Annotated in this window: 18 protein-coding genes; 6 read left to right on the top strand and 12 right to left on the bottom strand. The window is 40.2% G+C overall.

Going from position 1 to position 16,288, the window contains the following annotated elements:
• The first annotated feature begins 32 nt into the window (after positions 1 to 32).
• Positions 33 to 710 carry a glycosyltransferase family 2 protein gene (locus tag ACTXGF_RS17565; protein WP_443533950.1) on the top strand — a complete coding sequence of 226 codons (678 nt, stop codon included), beginning with the start codon at positions 33 to 35 and terminating at the stop codon, positions 708 to 710.
• Between the two features lie 34 nt (positions 711 to 744).
• Here ACTXGF_RS17565 and ACTXGF_RS17560 read toward each other — a convergent pair whose 3' ends face one another.
• Positions 745 to 1,185 carry a hypothetical protein gene (locus ACTXGF_RS17560; protein ID WP_394123861.1) on the bottom strand — a complete coding sequence of 147 codons (441 nt, stop codon included), beginning with the start codon at positions 1,183 to 1,185 and terminating at the stop codon, positions 745 to 747.
• 326 nt (positions 1,186 to 1,511) lie between these two features.
• Here ACTXGF_RS17560 and ACTXGF_RS17555 point away from each other — a divergent pair, with 326 nt between their 5' ends.
• Positions 1,512 to 2,195 (top strand): DUF421 domain-containing protein, encoded by a 684-nt coding sequence (locus ACTXGF_RS17555; RefSeq protein ID WP_443533953.1) that lies wholly within the window; start codon positions 1,512 to 1,514, stop codon positions 2,193 to 2,195.
• Positions 2,196 to 2,198: 3 nt separating this feature from the next.
• Here ACTXGF_RS17555 and ACTXGF_RS17550 read toward each other — a convergent pair whose 3' ends face one another.
• Positions 2,199 to 2,669: a CinA family protein gene (locus ACTXGF_RS17550; RefSeq protein ID WP_394123862.1), complete on the bottom strand. Its 471-nt coding sequence runs from the start codon at positions 2,667 to 2,669 to the stop codon at positions 2,199 to 2,201.
• A 140-nt stretch (positions 2,670 to 2,809) separates the two neighbouring features.
• Positions 2,810 to 3,118 carry a CsbD family protein gene (locus ACTXGF_RS17545; RefSeq protein WP_423608971.1) on the bottom strand — a complete coding sequence of 103 codons (309 nt, stop codon included), beginning with the start codon at positions 3,116 to 3,118 and terminating at the stop codon, positions 2,810 to 2,812.
• A 331-nt stretch (positions 3,119 to 3,449) separates the two neighbouring features.
• On the opposite strand from ACTXGF_RS17545, the gene ACTXGF_RS17540 reads away from it, so the two are divergent.
• Positions 3,450 to 3,878, top strand: a complete 429-nt coding sequence (locus tag ACTXGF_RS17540; protein WP_443533955.1) for an MgtC/SapB family protein — start codon at positions 3,450 to 3,452, stop codon at positions 3,876 to 3,878.
• Positions 3,879 to 4,089: 211 nt separating this feature from the next.
• Here the strand turns inward: ACTXGF_RS17540 and ACTXGF_RS17535 are convergent, their stop codons facing one another.
• Positions 4,090 to 4,407 carry a DUF4172 domain-containing protein gene (locus ACTXGF_RS17535; RefSeq protein WP_394123864.1) on the bottom strand — a complete coding sequence of 106 codons (318 nt, stop codon included), beginning with the start codon at positions 4,405 to 4,407 and terminating at the stop codon, positions 4,090 to 4,092.
• A 629-nt stretch (positions 4,408 to 5,036) separates the two neighbouring features.
• The gene (locus ACTXGF_RS17530) at positions 5,037 to 5,126 is read right to left on the bottom strand and encodes a hypothetical protein (protein ID WP_443534051.1); all 90 of its coding nucleotides are present in this window, start codon (positions 5,124 to 5,126) and stop codon (positions 5,037 to 5,039) included.
• A gap of 100 nt (positions 5,127 to 5,226) precedes the next feature.
• Here ACTXGF_RS17530 and ACTXGF_RS17525 point away from each other — a divergent pair, with 100 nt between their 5' ends.
• Positions 5,227 to 5,655 (top strand): MgtC/SapB family protein, encoded by a 429-nt coding sequence (locus ACTXGF_RS17525; RefSeq protein ID WP_290177554.1) that lies wholly within the window; start codon positions 5,227 to 5,229, stop codon positions 5,653 to 5,655.
• A 62-nt stretch (positions 5,656 to 5,717) separates the two neighbouring features.
• Here the strand turns inward: ACTXGF_RS17525 and ACTXGF_RS17520 are convergent, their stop codons facing one another.
• Entirely contained in the window at positions 5,718 to 7,910 is a 2,193-nt protein-coding gene (locus ACTXGF_RS17520) for a heavy metal translocating P-type ATPase (protein WP_443533957.1), read from the bottom strand.
• A 177-nt stretch (positions 7,911 to 8,087) separates the two neighbouring features.
• Between ACTXGF_RS17520 and cadR the strand changes: the two genes are divergently transcribed.
• Positions 8,088 to 8,519, top strand: a complete 432-nt coding sequence (gene cadR / locus ACTXGF_RS17515) for a Cd(II)/Pb(II)-responsive transcriptional regulator (RefSeq protein ID WP_057761031.1) — start codon at positions 8,088 to 8,090, stop codon at positions 8,517 to 8,519.
• 124 nt (positions 8,520 to 8,643) lie between these two features.
• On the opposite strand, the gene ACTXGF_RS17510 is transcribed toward cadR, so the two are convergent.
• Positions 8,644 to 9,447, bottom strand: coding sequence for a PaaX family transcriptional regulator (locus ACTXGF_RS17510; protein ID WP_443533960.1), 804 nt, complete (start codon positions 9,445 to 9,447; stop codon positions 8,644 to 8,646).
• Between the two features lie 99 nt (positions 9,448 to 9,546).
• Between ACTXGF_RS17510 and ACTXGF_RS17505 the strand changes: the two genes are divergently transcribed.
• Positions 9,547 to 11,205 carry an isovaleryl-CoA dehydrogenase gene (locus ACTXGF_RS17505; protein WP_443533961.1) on the top strand — a complete coding sequence of 553 codons (1,659 nt, stop codon included), beginning with the start codon at positions 9,547 to 9,549 and terminating at the stop codon, positions 11,203 to 11,205.
• Positions 11,206 to 11,390: 185 nt separating this feature from the next.
• Here ACTXGF_RS17505 and map read toward each other — a convergent pair whose 3' ends face one another.
• The 5 genes from map to ocd form a co-directional block, all read right to left on the bottom strand.
• Positions 11,391 to 12,164 carry a type I methionyl aminopeptidase gene (map, locus tag ACTXGF_RS17500; protein WP_443533963.1) on the bottom strand — a complete coding sequence of 258 codons (774 nt, stop codon included), beginning with the start codon at positions 12,162 to 12,164 and terminating at the stop codon, positions 11,391 to 11,393.
• A complete protein-coding gene (locus ACTXGF_RS17495) occupies positions 12,157 to 12,363 on the bottom strand; it encodes a ParD-like family protein (RefSeq protein ID WP_057761037.1) in 207 nt (68 codons plus the stop codon). The genes map and ACTXGF_RS17495 overlap by 8 nt, the downstream gene beginning before the upstream one ends.
• 216 nt (positions 12,364 to 12,579) lie before the next feature.
• Positions 12,580 to 13,983, bottom strand: coding sequence for a YjiH family protein (locus ACTXGF_RS17490; protein ID WP_443533965.1), 1,404 nt, complete (start codon positions 13,981 to 13,983; stop codon positions 12,580 to 12,582).
• 96 nt (positions 13,984 to 14,079) lie between these two features.
• Positions 14,080 to 15,096 carry an arginase gene (locus ACTXGF_RS17485; RefSeq protein WP_238051837.1) on the bottom strand — a complete coding sequence of 339 codons (1,017 nt, stop codon included), beginning with the start codon at positions 15,094 to 15,096 and terminating at the stop codon, positions 14,080 to 14,082.
• A gap of 30 nt (positions 15,097 to 15,126) precedes the next feature.
• Positions 15,127 to 16,221, bottom strand: a complete 1,095-nt coding sequence (ocd, locus tag ACTXGF_RS17480) for an ornithine cyclodeaminase (protein ID WP_443533968.1) — start codon at positions 16,219 to 16,221, stop codon at positions 15,127 to 15,129.
• Between the last annotated feature and the right edge of the window lie 67 nt (positions 16,222 to 16,288).

Raw genomic sequence — 16,288 nt, 5'->3', positions numbered from 1 at the left:
AATCTTAAATTATATCGGGATTGGTAGATATTATGAAAATTAGTATTGTAATTCCTGCTCATAATGAAGCAGAGACTATCGCCCAGTGCCTGGCGTCTGTACAGATTGCAATCGATCAGTTACCTTCAACTTTCACTGCTTCTGTACTGGTGGTACTAGATAGCTGTACTGATGACACATTGAGAATTGTCCAAGCGGCAGGGGTCGACTACTTATGCTGTTATTATCAGTGCGTGGGACAAGTCAGGGATATGGGCATCCGCTATGCAATTGCTCATGGGGCAACATGGCTTGTCTGTACCGATGCTGACTCAACAGTGCCTATGGATTGGTTAGTGCAGCAAATGGAACATCTTGACCAGCAGAGGGCCGATATGATTTGCGGCGTAGTGTCTATCAATAACTGGGGGCATTTGTCATCACAAACACAACAAGCTTATATTACGTATTATCAAGACAAGATGGGGCATCGACATATTCATGGGGCAAATTTGAGTTTTAGTAGTGACGCTTATTTAGCCACTGGCGGCTTTGCACCTTTGACTTGTCATGAAGATGTAGATCTAGTTAATAAGTTCGAAGCACATTGCTATGCGATTACTTGGAGCAATCGCGTCCGTGTACTGACCAGTAGTCGATTGCAAGCTCGAGCAAAAAAAGGTTTTGGTGCATTTTTAGCAAACCTTGAAAAAGTCAGCTGGTCATATTAAACCCATCATAGTTCAAAGCTATTAAAAGCTGAAATTAAAAAACATCTCTTTCACTTTCATCAGGCTTATCTACACTTTCTGTAACAGGTATTGCACTATAGGTATTACTGTTGCTTCTCTCTTCTATTATCTTTCTCTTGCTACTATTCTCGTCATGTATGAGATCAGAGGCAAATGCATACTCATTCGATATTTCTGTATTGTCACTATCGCTAAGCAAGATACTCTCCGTAGACTTGTCAAAGTTTAAGAGCAAAATATTATTTTTTTGAATATCATTTGTATGAAACATATCAAATAAAAAATATAAAAAAAATGGAATAAGAAAGAGTGCTATTAATAATCTTTTAGTCAGTGACTTAGAAGGTTGGTATTTCCATGAAAATAATGGCGCTAACAACATTAAGATGCAAACACCTAAAAGTAAAAAAACACACAAGTTTTTTATGTTTGAATCGAGTGCGCTTATCAACATAATAGACCAGTCCCAATATTATTATATAAGATATTAATTTGAATACTCTATTAAAATATTACTATTAATTTTCTTTCTTATCTATAATAATTACATATTATTTTTAATTATAAAAAATATTAGTAACCAATGAGGATTTATATAACTACATCATAATTATTCTTTATATTTATTATTAGTAATATATATTTAATAGCTTATATTTTTGCAACCTATCAAAACTATGAGTATTTATGAAATTGATTTTATCCAACCTAATCTGCAGTGCTGTAAAATTATGACTACTATAAATATAAGCGGTGAAAAAATAATAATAGGAGAATAAGATGAACTGGTTCAGTATCTTTATTTACGATACGACGTGGTCCTTTGCCGTAGAAATAGTCATACGTACTGTTATCATGTTCAGTCTAGTGATTTTATTACTGCGGTTGACAGGTAAGCGCGGTGTTCGGCAACTAACTATTTTTGAGCTAACTATTATCTTATCACTCGGCTCTATCGCTGGTGACCCTATGTTCACTGAAGACTTACCGCTGATTCAAGCCGCACTTATCATGAGTATCGTGCTGTTGCTTTATAGACTATGTACTTGGTTTGCCTCCAAACATAAAGCATTTGAGCTACTACTAGAGGGCAAGCCTACTTACATTGTCGAAAACGGATTGCTTGTGTTAGAAGATATCGAAAAAGGCAGGATGTCTCATGATGAGTTTTTTACTGAAATGCGTAAACAAGGCGTACGTCATTTAGGTCAAGTACATATGGGACTATTAGAAACCGACGGGGAATTTAGCGTATTATTGTTTCCAGATGATGAGACTCAATACGGCTTACCCATTTTCCCTAAAGAGTTTCAGCCAGCCCAATTTATAAAACAGGGGCATCCCTATGCTTGTATGCATTGCGGTCAAGTCGAATATATCTCAGATCTAAACAAAATCTGCGAACGTTGTCATCATAATACTGTGGGCTGGGCAAAAGCCCTCAATAATAAGATTGTGAACTAATCGTCAATGCTTGCTCACTACATCGATAATACCTTTACAAACCAGACTATAGATACTCCGTAATTTTTGCTGGGATGGCCCATTACATAAGCTGCGAAAACTATACACCTCATCCTTATAGCCAATGCAATAAAAAAACGTCCCAACTGGCTTCTCTTCAGTTTCAGAGCCTCCAGGCTTTAATAGCCCAGTACATGCCACGTGTAAATCTGCCTCGAACTTTTCTGGAGACTGTTTGACGAGCTCTTGGGTCACTTCCAAGGATTCGGGCGTATATTTGTCAATCAGCTGACTCGATATGTTTAACATATTCTTCTTAATCACCGCGTCATAACATACCAATCCTCCCATCAGTACATCGCCTGAATAAGGACTGACAGAAAAACGATGGGCAAGGTAGCCAGCGGTTGCACTTTCAATAAAAACGATCGTTAAATTCTTATCCGCCAATAATTTGACACAACTATCTGACATAACACCCTCCTTTCATGATTAGAATAAGAGTAACTCCGTATTTTTATGATTTTTCTTATAAAAAAAGAGGCCACATAAACATTATATGACCTCTTTGTAGTTTTAGTATCAACTACCATGTTAGTAGACTAACGCAATATTTAATATTGGTTTTCGCGACGCCAATTATCTACATCACGCTCTGCATCTTCTCTTGAATGACCATAACGTTCTTGGACGCGGCCGACTAGTTTGTCACGATCACCTTCGATGTGAGTTAGGTCATCATCTGTTAACTCAGCCCATTTTTGTTTTACTGTACCTTTAAGCTGATTCCACTCACCTTTTAGAGTTTGGTTATTCATATCTCTATTATTAATGTCTTGATTGTTCATATCTTCACCTTCCATTTTTTGGTTGTTTTTATACTGTGCATCCATACTTTGCTCGTTAGTATTTGGATTATCCATTACAATTATCCTTTTATTAGAGACTTTGCATCAGCCATAGCTATCCTGACCGATAAGAATAATATAATACATTTTATCCAATACTTTCTGTATGAAGAGTGTTTTTGTTTATATAATATTATTAATATTCTAACCAAATTTATTATTATACTTAATTAATGTGAACAATTTTATTTTTACTACAAATATAGCTATCATTTTTAATTTATATTTAATTAATTCTCTTAAAAAAATATACATTTTATTATATTGTATTAAATACAATTTTTTAGGTACACTATATTTTATCCTGAAAATAGCTCTAGCCTTAAATATATTTTGAGTAGCCATTATGTTTAACTTTGATATTAGTTTAAAGATTTTTATATATCACTCTCTTCAACTCAGTATTGCCTTTATACTGTCTTTACCTATTGCTCTCAATCGCGAGCTTGAAGATAATGGAGCTGGTCTCAGAACCTTTCCCTTAGTTACCATTGCTTCATGTGCTTTTATGCTAGTAGGGATGGATATTTATCAAGGGTCTGATGCAGAAGCCAGAATTATGTACGGCATAATTACTGGTATGGGTTTTATCGGCGGCGGTGCAATCTTTAAAGATGAGAATGGCGCGAAAGGAACGGCTACAGCCGCTGGATTATGGAATACAGCCGCAATTGGGATATCAGTGGCTTATAGCCGTTACGAAATTGCTATTATATTATCAATAGTTGGTTTTTTAATCCTACAGTTCTCAAAACCTTTTAAACCAAAATTTTAATGTTGTAACTCGATTAAAGTAAGTAATTAAGGGCTACCTTTATCAAACAAGCTCATAGCTTGTACTACGCCCTGATGCTACAGATTTTTGTATCATACCCTTTTCTACTAAATCATTAATATCTCGTAGTGCCGTACGAATACTACCTGCTTGAATACGATAGAGACCACTATATCCATCTGGAAATAATGCTCGATGCCATCCAAGTAAATCATCTTACAACAGGCTGTTGGTAATAATAGGTGGCACTTAGTATCATCTCTACCACCGCATCAATTTCACGAGTAGTGGTTGGCATGCTGGCACTATCTAACCCTAAATACCGCGCAACTAAGGAGCGCATTTGTTCACCATTTAGCGTCTCACCTTCTATCTCAGAATTTTTAATAATCTCTAAGGTCACCGCATCTAACTGTGCCTCAACTTTCAGATCGAATCCTAGTGTTAGCAGCTTTCCTAGTAAACTTCTTTGTAATATCCGCACACGACTGATAAATGGCAACGATAGCTTTTGTCCGACCATTGCCATTCAGTTCAATTTGAATGCTAATCAATATAAGTAATACGCTTCGTATGTTCCCCAGAGATATGCAGAGATTAGAACATTAATCTCCTTATATCATGCAGAGAATAAGCAATAGAAACAATATGTATAAGTTCAAAAACGACAATAGTAGACGTAATAAGAATAGATTCTCAACGAACACACATAGTTTCCTATCCTAAGAAGAGTTTGAGTAGAGGTAAAAACACTATAGAAATACAGTGCCCAAATACGAGTTAAATTTTATTATATTATAATTTACATCGCGATTATTCGATCATATAATACCTACAGGCTATAAATATCAATATATGTAAGATATTATCATAATATGTACTTTGGTCGAGCTACCTTGACATGGTAGAGGTCGTTGGTTCGAATCCGATTACGCCTACCAGATTCGAAAAGCCCCAATCTTAAGATTGGGGCTTTTTTTGTCCGTGACATATGGGCTGTAGGGGAAAATTCTTGCTTGCATCGACTCATAGTCATGATTATTTAATCAGCTTTAAATCATTTGAAAAAGCGACAATGACCAAATGGTGACCGACCCTTAAAAACCATTAAAATTAAAACCCTCTTTTTGACCTATACCCTGAACCTATAATTAATACTTATTTCTCGTTGTTCTTTGCTTTTATCTCTTCTACATATTCAAAAATATCCCCTGCCCTAAGATCTAGTGCCTCACAAATTTTATCAATTAAATCTTAGACACTACAACTTACTAATTTCTGTTATTCTTTATTTATACTTATATTTTTTAAAGTAAACCATGCCCCAAATACCTTTTGAGTTATTACTATGTTTAACTTCGATTTTAGTCTAAATGTTCTGGTGTATCATGCCTTTCAATTAGGTATTGCTTTCATATTGTCACTACCAATCGCGCTTAACCGTGAACTTGAAGATAATGGTGCAGGTTTGAGGACTTTTCCTTTAGTCACGATTGCTTCATGTGCTTTTATGCTAGTGGGCATGGACATTTATCAAGACGCCGATGCTGAGGCTAGAATTATGTATGGCATAATCACTGGAATGGGTTTTATTGGCGGTGGCGCTATCTTTAAAAATGAAAGTGGCGCAAAGGGTACTGCTACTGCGGCTGGATTGTGGAATACAGCCGCCATTGGGATATCGGTGGCGTATAGTCGCTATGAGATTGCTATCATCTTATCAATAGTTGGTTTTTTGATCCTACAATTCTCAAAACCTTTTAAACCAAAATCTTAACGATGCCACTCTTAGTCATTAGAATAGAGAATCAAACCGCGACTTTAACAATAACTTCATACTTACTTTGCATTGGACAAAGTTGTTAGTGGTTGAGCTCCTTTAAACCTTAACAAGCGTAAAGCATTGAGAGTTACTAGTACCGTTGCACCAGTGTCCGCTATCACAGCAATCCATAGTCCGGTAATACCTAGTAAAGTAGTGATTAGAAATATGAATTTTAGACCAAGCGCAAACATCACATTTTGATGAATATTGGACATGGTTGCGCGCGATAAGGCAATGAGATAAGCAACGTCTGTAACACGACTTTTTAATAATGCGATATCGGCCGTTTCGATAGCGACATCCGTGCCGCCACCCATGGCAATGCCCACATCTGCGGTTGCTAATGCTGGCGCATCATTAATACCATCACCAATCATTGCTATCTTGCTATTATCCTTCATCTCATTGAGCAAACGTAGCTTATCTTCGGGCAATAGCTCAGCTTTCCATTCTATATTTAAATGACTAGCAAGAGCCTGTGCCGTCAGATGGTTATCACCTGTCAGCATCACAGAGCGCACACCCATCGCTTTGAGCTGTGCCACTCCTGCCTGAGCATCCTCTCGCAATTCGTCTCGTAGCGCAACCAACCCAAGCACTTCGCAGCTCTGCTCATCGAACAAAACTGAGACCGTCTTACCCTCGTTTTGTAGTGCTTCAATTTTTGCATCTTGTTCTAGTGATATCGATGTTTCAGTGGCAGCATAAACCGGTGATCCAATGGCTAAAGGGCGCCCGGCTACCGTTGCATGTACTGCTTTTCCCGCAGTAGCATAGGCATTTGAAGCTATCGGTATAGAGATATTAGCGGCTTTGGTATGATCAATAATCGCTTTTGCCAGTGGATGACTAGAAGCGGACTCAACGCTGGCAAACAGCGCTAGTATCTCATTATGACCTTCAGATCCTGGATATTCGTGTACTGATTGCTTCTGTGTAAAGGCAATAACATCGGTCACCTGTGGCTTGCCTTTAGTCAACGTACCTGTCTTATCAAAAGCCACGACATTTACGCGACCCATGGTTTCTAAAGCACTGCCGCCTTTGATAAGTAAGCCGCGGCGTGTACCAACAGCCAACCCTGATGCAATGGCGGCCGGAGTAGATAGGACGAGTGCGCAAGGACAGGCGATTAGCAATAGTGCAAAACCACGATATAACCAAGTCGACCATTCACCTCCCATCGTTAGCGGCAGAACAATAATAACCAGTGCAGCGATAGCCATCACCGCTGGGGTGTAATAACGACTAAATTTTTCAATGAAACGAGCCGTAGGGGCTTTAGAGGTTTGCGCTTGCTCTACCAAATTGATAATGCGTGCAATGGTGTTGTCAGCAGCTGTCTTTTCTACACGGATTTGCAGCGCTCCTTGCATATTGATTGATCCTGCAAATACCGCATCACCTATCGCCTTGGCAACGGGAATTGATTCGCCAGTAACAGGTGAGTCATCAAGACTAGAGCTACCTTGAACAATGACACCATCAGCGGATACTTTATCGCCAGGACGTACCAATACCAGATCATCGACCTGCAACGAAGCTGCCGGAACGTCACGTTGTCCGCCTTGTGCATCAAGTAAAATCGCAGTCTTTGGCACTAATGATGCCAATGCCCTGATACCAGCACGGGCACGATCTGCTGCCACACCTTCTAACAATTCACCGACAGAGAACAAAAAGACAACCGCCGCCGCCTCTTCAGCTTCACCAATAATAAGTGCACCAATTGCCGCGATAGACATCAGCATTTCAATAGAAAACGGGGTGCCTGTCATTGCCAAGGTTATAGACTTTCGGGCAAAAGGGAAAACACCCACAACGACGGCAATAGCAAATGCCCACATGCCATAACCAGGAAAAAGTAATGCCAACGCGTAGGCGACGCTCATCAAGATACCGAGACCAACCACTTGCTTACCTTTTCTGGTTTGCCACCAATGCTGTTGCTGCGTATCTAATAGATTATCACTAATGCTGTCTGCTGCGTTTGCTTGATCAGTAGTGGCAGATATGCCAAAACCCAGACGCTTGATGGTCTTTTCAATATCGCTGCACTGAGTATCTGAATCAGGGGCAAGCGATAGCTCTAACTTTTCAGTCGCAAAATTAAGCTGTATGTCAGAGACACCAGGCATACGTTCTAATGCAGCTTCAATCTTTCTGACGCAACTGGCACAGTCCATACCTTCAATACGATATTGCATAATAAACTGCCTCATTATAAGAATTCATTTGATAACGCTATTGTGAACCCTCTAGTGGCTTCAGAGTCAAGGCCGTTTATATGCAATTGTATAAACTTGATTTACTTAGAGCTAAACCTTATAGTTACTTTAATGTTTTCAGTTTTGAAATGGCTTTGATTTAACTTTGAGAGAACCATGCTAATAAAAATTGGAGAGCTTGCTAAGCGTACAGGCGCTACAGTAGAGACCATTCGCTATTATGAAAAAGAAAAGCTATTACCAGAACCTTCCCGTAGTGAGGGGAATTATCGCTTATATCGCGAAAGTCATATCGAGCGTCTACAATTCGTTCTGCACTGTCGTACACTAGATATGACGTTGGATGAAGTACGGACTTTACTTAAGTACTGGGAAGAGCCTAGCAGAGACTGCGCTGATGTCGATACCTTGTTGGATGAACATATTCGCGCTGTAGAAACACGTATAGAAGAGCTAAAACAGTTAAAAAAACACTTAAGTGTTTTGCGGCAGAAATGCGTCAGTAGCGCACCAGCGAAGTCATGTGGCATATTAAATGCGCTTGCTGATCATTCTTGTCATGAAAATTCTCCATATGGCTCACATTAAATACTATCTGAATAGATGCAAATAATTAATACTTATTCATCGCTATAGATAGCACCTCTGCTGTCTGATAATTACTGTACCGCAATTTCACTTTATTCTGTTTAAGCGCATTCTAATGACTTGGTTAAACGGATTCTAACGATTTAGCCTCTTCGAAAAAGGCAAACCATAAACGCCTACCCTCCTCATTAATACGCCGCACCGTCTCAAAATACTTTTGCCGTGCTTCTTCATCTACTAAGGGAGCAGGAAGTAAGGGGTCAAAAACAACACTGCGGATACCTGCATCTCCAAGCATGAATATTTCTCGAAGCGCTACATGGGAGGGCAATTCGTCCAAATCACTTAGCCAGTCGGTGAGCTGCTGCGACTTTTCCTTATAATGCTTTTCAAGATGCATGTCTGACCAAAGCGCTCGTGCTTTTTTCTGCCTAACCTCATCAAATTCATTGGCTTTAAAAACTGCAGCTTCCTCTTCTAAGCCCAAGTCCAATAGACGCTGACGGACGACATCAACACCGCCTAGTAAATTATTGGGGCGCAGATAAAGCCCCTTATCAAGTTCACGAAACCCCAATAATGATAAAGCGCGAGCACGGGCACGCAGCACTTTACGATCACTGCGAGGTAACCCACCAGTAGCTACCGCTATCCATGAACCATCGGATTTTATCGTTCTTTTATCTGCTGTTTGCCATAAGGCCACATCGGCGCCCAATTTTTGAGCTTTCGGTCCGAGTTTGTAGGTGGCAGGACCAATCGACTCAGCAAGATCCGCTTGGATCAAACGAGCCAACGTCACACGTATACTATTTTCTGTCATACCAAAGATAGAGCCTGCCAGCACCGCTTCGGAAGCACTAAGTGTGGTTGCCTCTGCCACCATAAGTAAGCGTAAAAGCAATAAACGAGGCGTTGGTTTGTTCATATTACACCTATTGACGTAATTATTTTTTATATGTAATACTAATCATCGAAATTACTGAAACTTAGCAAATAATATTCAAAATCAGGGAAGATAACCATCATGTCAATTGTAAATCAATTTAAGACCCATGAGGTGCAAAATCAACCTTTTGCCTTAGCCAATTATAATGCATGGGAAACAGATACAGCGCTTAAAGAAGCTGTCGCACGAGAGGGTGCTGCTTGGGCAGAAAGCCACTTGAAAGAGTTTGGCGCACTGACTGGTGGAGAGCTGATCACCAGCGGATTCTTAGCCAATGAAAACAAACCTAAATTGCGCAACTTTGATAGCTATGGTCGGCGCGTAGATGAAGTAGAGTTTCATCCGGCTTACCATGATTTGATGCGTGCAGGGATGAAATATGGCATGAGCAATTTTGCTTGGTGCAATGAAGAGCGTGATAGTGCTCACGTGGCTCGAGCGGCAGTCATGTATCTAGGCTCACAGCCTGAAGCTGGGTTTGGTTGTCCTATGTCTATGAGTTATGCCGCTATCCCTGCCCTACGTCATTCGCCAGCGCTGGCTGAAAAATGGCTGCCAAAGCTATTATCCGAACACTATGATCCGCGCAGCTTGCCCATGGAAGAAAAACTAGGCTGTACGATGGGCATGGGCATGACAGAAAAACAAGGTGGGTCAGACTTACGCCGCAATACGACTCGAGCCACACGACAAGAAGATGGCTCTTATGAAATCATTGGACATAAATGGTTTTTCTCAGCGCCAATGTGTGATGCTCATCTCGTCTTGGCTCAATCTGATAGTGGTCCTAGTTGCTTTTTAGTACCACGCTTTCGGCCTGATGGGACACGTAATGCCGTACAAGTTCAACGCTTAAAAGACAAATTAGGAGATTGGGCAAACGCTTCCTCCGAGGTAGAGTTTCAAGGCGCATTCGGTGAACTAGTAGGCACTGAAGGTCGCGGTATTCCTACCATTATCGAAATGGTCGCGCTAACCCGACTTGACTGTATGATTGGCTCCTCAGCTCAAATGCGCCAAGCGATCGTTCAAGCGATTCATCACACCAGTCAGCGCGGAGCCTTCGGTAAATTATTAGTCAACCAACCTATTATGCGTAATGTGTTGGCAGACTTAGCATTAGAGTCCGAAGCGGCTTTGGCCCTAACAATGAGGATTGCGCGCGCTGTTGATAGGATAGAAACAGATCCTCATGAAGCCGCGCTCGCTCGTATTGCTACTGCGATTGGGAAGTATTGGATATGCAAACGCGCTCCCGTTCTTATCAATGAGGCACAAGAGTGTTTGGGCGGTAATGGCTATGTCGAAGAGACTATTATGCCACGTCTGTACAGGCAAGCGCCGCTAAACTCAATATGGGAAGGCAGCGGCAACGTGCAGTGTTTAGATGTGCTACGTGCATTAAAAAAGGAGCCAGAAACTCAGCGAGCTTTATTTAAGGAAATGCAGCAGGCAGCAGGGAAAAATGCTGATTATGATGCAGAATTACACCTACTGATAGAGCGATTTGAGGATACGCAAACCTTGGAGTTCCGTAGTCGCTATGTTATTGAGCGCCTAGCACTGATGCTACAGGCTTCGATACTACTACAGACTGAACATACGGAGATCGCTCAGGCATTCTGTCGTTCTAGGATTGGGAATGAGCATGGGCTGGCCTTTGGTACATTAACTCCTGATGCTCCTGTGGATTTATTAATCGAACGGGCGGCTGGCGCGACCAAAGCAGTTCTCTAGATATCTTTATATATAAAATAGTCCTTTGCTACTGATTGCTAACGTAGCAGAGGCTTTTGCCCTTGATGTTAGTCACTTTCTTCTCAGCCATAACTGGCTAAAAAACGGTCACATGACATCCTAAAAAAAGGCCCTTCTGAATTATAAAAGCGCCTTACCGAATCGACGTTCAAATATCAAATCGTTTAAATAAGCTCATCTCTTCGCAAAGTAAGAACTTCATAGCCGTCAGAAGTAACCGCAATGGTATGCTCCCACTGAGCAGATAGCTTTTTATCATTGGTGATTACGGTCCAGCCATCTCTTTTGACTTTAACTTTGGCTTTACCTTGATTGACCATTGGTTCAATGGTAAATGTCATACCTTCTTGTAGGACTAGACCTTTTCCTTGATGTCCGTAATGTAGCACTTGCGGTCCCTCATGCATTTCGCGTCCAATACCGTGACCGCAATACTCTCGCACTACTGAATAGCCTTGCTTCTCAGCGTAACTTTGGATGGCATGACCAACATCACCCAGCGTTGCTCCAGGTTTCACCACTCGTATTCCTTCCCACATGGCTTCATAGGTCTGATCAACCAAGCGTTTTGCAAGTGGTGCCACCTCACCTATCAGATACATTTTGCTAGAATCAGCGATAAAACCACCTTGTTCTAAGGTAATATCTACATTCACAATATCACCTGATTTGAGTATTTGCTGCTCTAAAGGAATACCATGACAGACCACGTTATTCACTGAGGTATTCAATGCATATTGATAACCATACTGACCTTTACTGGCTGGGCGTGCACCTAGCTGATCGACAATATAGTGCTCAGCAAGGTTATTAATGTCCATCGTAGAAGTACCAACTGTAATTTGCTCATCAAGATAATCAAAGACAGAGGCTAGAAGTCGCCCAGACTCGCGCATGATTTCCAATTCCGCTGCGCTTTTAAGTATGACCTTATCCATCTATAAGGTTCCTTACATTGACATCAGCTTGTCTCATTTGCTCATTGATAATTTGGTTGTAAGACATATTGGGGTTGGCTTCAGCGAGCATGCCTATCTTCATCCAATATTCAGCTTGAGCGTTGATGGAGCGCACCATGACGGCACTTGCTTTACGAATATCTTCATGCAGTTCATCATCAATTTTCACAATACCCATAAAAACACCTTAATATACGAAACGTATATGAATCGTATATCTATTTTTGTATGGTTGCAAGAAATAATGTATCGCTTGAACTCGGTCTCCTTGTATTGAAATTATGTGAATTAAACTATGGCTTGATACTGATAGCAAAAAACCACCTATCAAGGTGGTTTTTTGCGACTGATTCTTTGTTCAGACGTAGTGTAGCTAATTTTTAATAAGGTCTATTTAGAAAATCATATGAGCACACACCGCAATGATTGGTAATGAGATAATGGTTCTCAATAGAAAAATGACTAATAACTGGAAAAAGCTTACTGGAATTTTTGTCCCTAAAATCAATCCGCCGACTTCTGACATATAAATCAATTGAGACACTGACAAGCAAGCGATGACAAATCGCGTTAACTCTGACTCTATTGAAGAACCGATAATAGCCGGTAAGAACATATCGGCGAAACCTACCATGATCGTTTTTGACATTTCTGCGGCAAAAGGTATGTTCAGTAACTCTAAGAATGGAATAAACGGCATACCTAGATAATCAAATACAGGTGTTTCTTCTGCAACGATTAGACCCATAGTGCCAATTGCCATAACGACAGGCAGTATCCCAATCCACATATCCAAAATATTTTTTAGACCATCTCTTAAGAAAGTAAGAAAGCTTGGACTCTTATCTGCTTTTTGGACGGCTTTATGTAAACTGTGGGTAAATAATGTTTTCCCTTCGGGAATGGTTTCATGATCTCTATCACTGTTTTCGATAGTATAGGTATCTTCAATTCTAGATAAAGGCAATAACCTTGGGACTATTAGCGCACAAACAATGCCGCATAGAGCAACGACGCCAATCATATTGATAAAGTAGCTCTCGAGCTTAACCTGAGAGATGACAACCAAACAGAATGTAATCGACACTGCTGAAAAGCTTGTAGCAATAATTGCCGCTTCTTTTTTGGTATAGAACCCACCTTCCAATTGTTTATCGGTTAATAACACACCGATAGTGCCATCGCCCAACCATGACGTTAAACAATCTACAGATGACCTACCTGGTAAGCCAAATAAAGGTCTCATCACTTTACTTAGTAGAACCCCGAAAAATTCTAATAAGCCAAAATCAAGCAATAACGGTAGCAGCAATCCAGCCAAGAAAAATACGATAAAAAGTATAGGCATTAACTCATATAATATTAAGCCGCCAATATTGTCTGAATATATTGCCTCAAACCCAAATTTAAAATAGGTCACGACAACGAAGAACGCACCAAGCATCCTAATAACAAGCCAAGGCGTTGTAACGTTTAATAAATTATTTAGAAACGCATTATTCAGAATAAATGCAGGTTTCATGATTTTAGTATATAAGGTACAACACAAGGTAATCATGATTGAGGTGACAACCAATAACGGCAAAAGGTTACCGATATAACCCTGTATATAATCCTTCAATACAGATATAGGAATGGTAAATCCTTCTGCATAGGTGACAAACTTACCGTCAACATAAGGAATTGGAAATACGAAAAGCATCAAACCTATGATGGATGGGATAAAGAACTTCAAAAATTGTCTGATATTGATACCGCTAACATCTCGACTTGCAGCGCTGGCTTTAATAATGTCCATATTATTTTTACTCGCAGTCCCTTTTTAACCAACCTAAAGAAGGTTTTAACAACCCCCTTTAGGCTAGATTCTTTTACTCATTTTAAATATTCAGTACTAGTAATTGCTCAAAAGTGTGTGGGTCACTTTTTCTAAAATTTTAAATATTCTGGTCGAGTCATCTTTTGAGTTGTTGTACAAAGGATTTATCTCTGCCATCTCCCAGCAGCACACTTTCTTGTTCTTAATTAACTCTATATTAAGTTGCATCGCTTGCTCGTATGACAGACCATTCATTGCAGGCGTACCGGTTCCTGGCACATATAAAGGATCGACACTATCAACATCAAACGACACATAGATATGATCGCAGTATTCTAGTTTTTTGAAAATTTCCTCTACGGTAGAACTGATGCCTTTTTGGGTTATCTCAGCCACGCTATATAAAGGGATTTTATGTCTTCTGATTAGATCCATCTCTTCTTCTTGATAATCTCTAACAGCACAAAACACCACGTTTTCTGGCTTAATTGATGGCTCGCTTGATGCCATAAACTTTAACTTTTCCCAATACTCTTTTTCTTTTTCAGAAAGCTCGTTACGCTGACATTCCAAATTATCAATGGCACAAGCCATCGCCAAAGGCATGCCATGCATATTTCCTGATCCACTGGTATATGGTGAATGAAAATCAGCGTGAGCATCTATATAAACCACGCCAATTTCAGCATCAGGATGCGCCATTTTTAGGCCATGCATCGTGCCTGCGCAGCTAGAATGATCGCCTGCAATAACAATCGGAAACTGATTCTCATTTCTTATATCTTTGATTTTATGCGCCAATTTAGAAATAACAGGTTCAATCACATCGGCGTATTTTGCATGCTTAAATGACGACTCTTCTTCATGTATATATTCATTTTTTATACTATCAAGTTGCAACTTTTCATAGTAGTCTGCATTCATCTCTTTTGATGACGCGCGCAATGCATCAATGCCTAGTGACGCGCCTTTTTTATGCCCTGCGACATCTGAATAAACTTCTACTATTCGCACGTTTTTCATTAAATCATTCATTATTTTGTCTCTATTAAATAAAACAATTTTTTCATCATTTGAGTCCAAATCTGGCATTGAACACCTATTTTTCCATATTCAAATGACTTATGATGCGGCCATCGCTTCATCCGTCTCTAGGCTACGATCTTTGCTATGAGCTTTGACTACCGAATAGAGGTTTTTAGGGTCTTGTTGCTGAGGAATCAAGTCAAGCAGCTCATATGCGTCTTGCTTTTTAATCAAATCACGCAAAAATACCAAAGCCGTAAAGTCTTCTGAGGCAAAACCAACACCATCAAATACAACCAAGTTATCTTCATTGGCGCGTACTGTTTTTTCACCATTTACGATGCGGTGAAACTCTGTCACAGGGAAATCTTGAGAGAGCTGTTGAATGTCGCCTTCGATACGGGTTTGTGGTTCAAACTCCACAATCACATGATCGGCTCTTAACAAGATATTGGCATCCAGCTCCGTTTTGCCAGGACAGTCACCACCGATGGCATTAATATAGACACCTTTTTTGACCATATCATCACGCAGAATGGTGGCATTTTTCTTATCTGCGGTACAGGTAGTGATGATATCTGCACCTTCAACCGCCTCTTCTGCCGTTTTGCAAATAGTAATATCTAGGCCTGAATCGGCAAGATTGCGCGCTACTTTTTCAGATGCGGCTGGGTCGACATCATACAAACGCACTTTTGAGATACCCACGACTGCCTTCATACCCATTGCTTGGAACTCACCCTGAGCACCATTACCGATAAGCGCTAAAGTCTGGGCGTTTTTGGGTGCACAATGTTTGGCAACCAGTGCAGAAGTCGCCGCAGTGCGTAAGGCCGTTAAAATACACATTTCTGTCAGCAGAATGGGATAGCCGGTATCGACATCAGATAATAAGCCAAAAGCGGCTACCGTCTGCAAATCGCGCTTGGTGTTGATAGGATGGCCATTGACATATTTGCACGCAAACATTTCACCATCGCTGACAGGCATCAACTCTATGACACCGTCTTTGGAATGAGAAGCAAAACGACTGGATTTTTCAAAACTATCCCAACGAGAAAAATCTTGTTCTAAAGCATCTACCAATTCTTTTATCGTCTGTTCTATACCATAATTACTAATGATTTCAGCCATCGCCTGTACGCTAACAAATGGCACACCCTGCTTCTGTGATACGATAAATTTAGACATTAATTTTGCTCCATTCCATGAATATTATTTATTTAACCGACAATTAATATGCTACCAATTATAATTG

The sequence above is a fragment of the Psychrobacter sp. 1Y6 genome (assembly GCF_052258385.2).
Classification (GTDB): domain Bacteria; phylum Pseudomonadota; class Gammaproteobacteria; order Pseudomonadales; family Moraxellaceae; genus Psychrobacter.
Note: the sequence above shows the minus strand (reverse complement) of the source record. Positions and strands in the feature narration are given on the sequence as shown.

Coding starts and splice junctions, on each gene's coding strand:
- ACTXGF_RS17505 (WP_443533961.1), top strand. CDS start 9,547: ATGTCAATTGTAAATCAATTTAAGACCCATGAGGTGCAAAATCAACCT.
- ACTXGF_RS17550 (WP_394123862.1), bottom strand. CDS start 2,669: ATGTCAGATAGTTGTGTCAAATTATTGGCGGATAAGAATTTAACGATC.
- ACTXGF_RS17540 (WP_443533955.1), top strand. CDS start 3,450: ATGTTTAACTTTGATATTAGTTTAAAGATTTTTATATATCACTCTCTT.
- ACTXGF_RS17520 (WP_443533957.1), bottom strand. CDS start 7,910: ATGCAATATCGTATTGAAGGTATGGACTGTGCCAGTTGCGTCAGAAAG.
- ACTXGF_RS17525 (WP_290177554.1), top strand. CDS start 5,227: ATGTTTAACTTCGATTTTAGTCTAAATGTTCTGGTGTATCATGCCTTT.
- ACTXGF_RS17565 (WP_443533950.1), top strand. CDS start 33: ATGAAAATTAGTATTGTAATTCCTGCTCATAATGAAGCAGAGACTATC.
- map (WP_443533963.1), bottom strand. CDS start 12,164: ATGGATAAGGTCATACTTAAAAGCGCAGCGGAATTGGAAATCATGCGC.
- ocd (WP_443533968.1), bottom strand. CDS start 16,221: ATGTCTAAATTTATCGTATCACAGAAGCAGGGTGTGCCATTTGTTAGC.
- ACTXGF_RS17535 (WP_394123864.1), bottom strand. CDS start 4,407: ATGGCAATGGTCGGACAAAAGCTATCGTTGCCATTTATCAGTCGTGTG.
- ACTXGF_RS17495 (WP_057761037.1), bottom strand. CDS start 12,363: ATGGGTATTGTGAAAATTGATGATGAACTGCATGAAGATATTCGTAAA.
- ACTXGF_RS17545 (WP_423608971.1), bottom strand. CDS start 3,118: ATGGATAATCCAAATACTAACGAGCAAAGTATGGATGCACAGTATAAA.
- ACTXGF_RS17485 (WP_238051837.1), bottom strand. CDS start 15,096: ATGCCAGATTTGGACTCAAATGATGAAAAAATTGTTTTATTTAATAGA.
- ACTXGF_RS17490 (WP_443533965.1), bottom strand. CDS start 13,983: ATGGACATTATTAAAGCCAGCGCTGCAAGTCGAGATGTTAGCGGTATC.
- ACTXGF_RS17555 (WP_443533953.1), top strand. CDS start 1,512: ATGAACTGGTTCAGTATCTTTATTTACGATACGACGTGGTCCTTTGCC.
- cadR (WP_057761031.1), top strand. CDS start 8,088: ATGCTAATAAAAATTGGAGAGCTTGCTAAGCGTACAGGCGCTACAGTA.
- ACTXGF_RS17560 (WP_394123861.1), bottom strand. CDS start 1,185: ATGTTGATAAGCGCACTCGATTCAAACATAAAAAACTTGTGTGTTTTT.
- ACTXGF_RS17510 (WP_443533960.1), bottom strand. CDS start 9,447: ATGAACAAACCAACGCCTCGTTTATTGCTTTTACGCTTACTTATGGTG.